The sequence below is a fragment of the Flavobacterium zubiriense genome, from assembly GCF_041729725.1.
Lineage (GTDB): Bacteria > Bacteroidota > Bacteroidia > Flavobacteriales > Flavobacteriaceae > Flavobacterium > Flavobacterium zubiriense.
Map to the genome: position 1 here is coordinate 1 of NZ_JBCFQL010000026.1, position 1,865 is coordinate 1,865.

The window sequence follows — 1,865 nt, forward strand, 5'->3', positions numbered from 1 at the left end:
ATTTATATACTAAAAGTACAGTGCACGCTGTACTTTTTTTATTTAACAAGACCTCTTACATTTTCTTATTGAATTTAGTTCTCAAGCTTTATTTATCATTAAACTTTACTGCAACTATAATTTGTCCCATCCTAAATAACTATACAACATACGTTTTGGAAATATTTTATCTTAAATTATCATTGTTGTTCTTCTTGAAATTGAAAATCAATTATCTTTAAATCATCAAATCAATTGGATATGAACTGGACAGCTAAACCTATAACACACAAAGGAGAAAAACGAATTGCGGTTTACTTTGAAAAAAATGCGGAACTGATTGCTCGGATCAAAAAACTGGAAGGCGCTAGATGGAGCCAACAAAAAATGGCTTGGCATATTCCAGATACTGTTGAGAATAGAATTCGGTTTAAAATAAATCTTAACGAAGGAAAATCGGCTTTATCACAAATTCAAGCAAACAATCAACTGGTTTTAAAACGATATATTGAGGAAATACAATTAAAAGGCTATAGCGATAATACCTTAAAAACCTATCGTAATGAATTTGGCATTTATTTAAACTACCTAACACAGACTCCAGCCCAAAACTGCACTACCGAAGACATTCGGAACCATATTTTATATTGTATCAATGAGCTAAAATTATCTGAAGCTACGATTCACAGCCGTATTAATGCCATTAAATTTTATTATGAGCAGGTTTTAAAAAGAGAACGATTTTTAATCGAAATTCCACGACCTAAAAAACCATTAAAATTACCTAAAGCTATTGCACCCAGCGACATAAAAAAAATATTTGAAGTCACTCCCAATTTAAAACACAATACAATACTCAAGTTATGTTATGGTTTAGGATTAAGGGTTTCTGAAATTGTAAATCTAAAAATAACGGATATTGATAGCAAAGCAATGCAAGTTTTTATCGAACGTGCCAAGGGGAAAAAAGACCGCTACGTTAATTTACCAGAAAGCATATTGCCACAACTTCGTATTTATTTTGTAGAATACAAACCTAAAATCTATTTATTTGAAGGACAAAATGGACAACAATATAGTAGCCGAAGTGCACAACAAGTATTTAGAAACGCTTTATTGAAAGCAAAAATTAACAAAATGGCAAGTATTCATAGTTTGCGACACAGTTTTGCCACCCATTTATTAGAACAAGGAACCGATATTCGTTTCATCCAAGAACTCTTGGGGCATAGTGATATTAAAACCACTTTAATTTATACCGAAGTAACTGATAAAAATATTCGAAAAATAATTAGTCCACTGGATAATTTGTAATATTATTTTTCTTATTTTCGAAACAAATAACAAAGAAACATCGACAACACAAAAAACGCAATGCGTTTTTTGTGTATTGTCGTAATTAAACAATTTAAAACCAGACAATTAGATATATTTCAACTTTTAAAGTTGCGTATATTTATGAGTTGTGTGCAATTTTACCAAAATAACGCGTAGAATTAAGAAAATAAAATAATAACTTAAACATAATGTATTATGAAAAATTTTTTGTTTGTATTAGTACTTTTTTTCTCTCTATTTTCTTGTAATCAAGATGAAAACAACATTCTGGATAATGGAACATATTCTGAAGTTACACCTGTTGCCGGCCGAACACAGATTAATTTTAAGTCAAATAATTCACTAGTTATTATCAAATCCGAAAATCCAGACGAATTTAACTACAAAATTAATGGCAATTCAATTAATTTAAGTAATAATAGTGGATTTACTAAGGATTTTGAATTTGTAAAAATTAATGAAAATGAATTTAAAATAGAAAATTTGTATTCAAGCATTCCTGAAAGTCCTAAAACCTATATTAATTTCAAAAAATAAAAACTACACAC

General features: G+C 29.1%; 2 protein-coding genes. Both read left to right on the forward strand.

The features are described 5' to 3' along the window. Positions 1-240: 240 nt before the first annotated feature. The gene (locus tag AAGV28_RS15365; RefSeq protein ID WP_373407635.1) at positions 241-1,293 is read left to right on the forward strand and encodes a tyrosine-type recombinase/integrase; all 1,053 of its coding nucleotides are present in this window, start codon (positions 241-243) and stop codon (positions 1,291-1,293) included. Between the two features lie 219 nt (positions 1,294-1,512). Beyond that, positions 1,513-1,854: a lipocalin family protein gene (locus AAGV28_RS15370; protein ID WP_373407636.1), complete on the forward strand. Its 342-nt coding sequence runs from the start codon at positions 1,513-1,515 to the stop codon at positions 1,852-1,854. Positions 1,855-1,865: the final 11 nt, after the last annotated feature.

Coding starts and splice junctions, on each gene's coding strand:
- AAGV28_RS15365 (WP_373407635.1), top strand. CDS start 241: ATGAACTGGACAGCTAAACCTATAACACACAAAGGAGAAAAACGAATT.
- AAGV28_RS15370 (WP_373407636.1), top strand. CDS start 1,513: ATGAAAAATTTTTTGTTTGTATTAGTACTTTTTTTCTCTCTATTTTCT.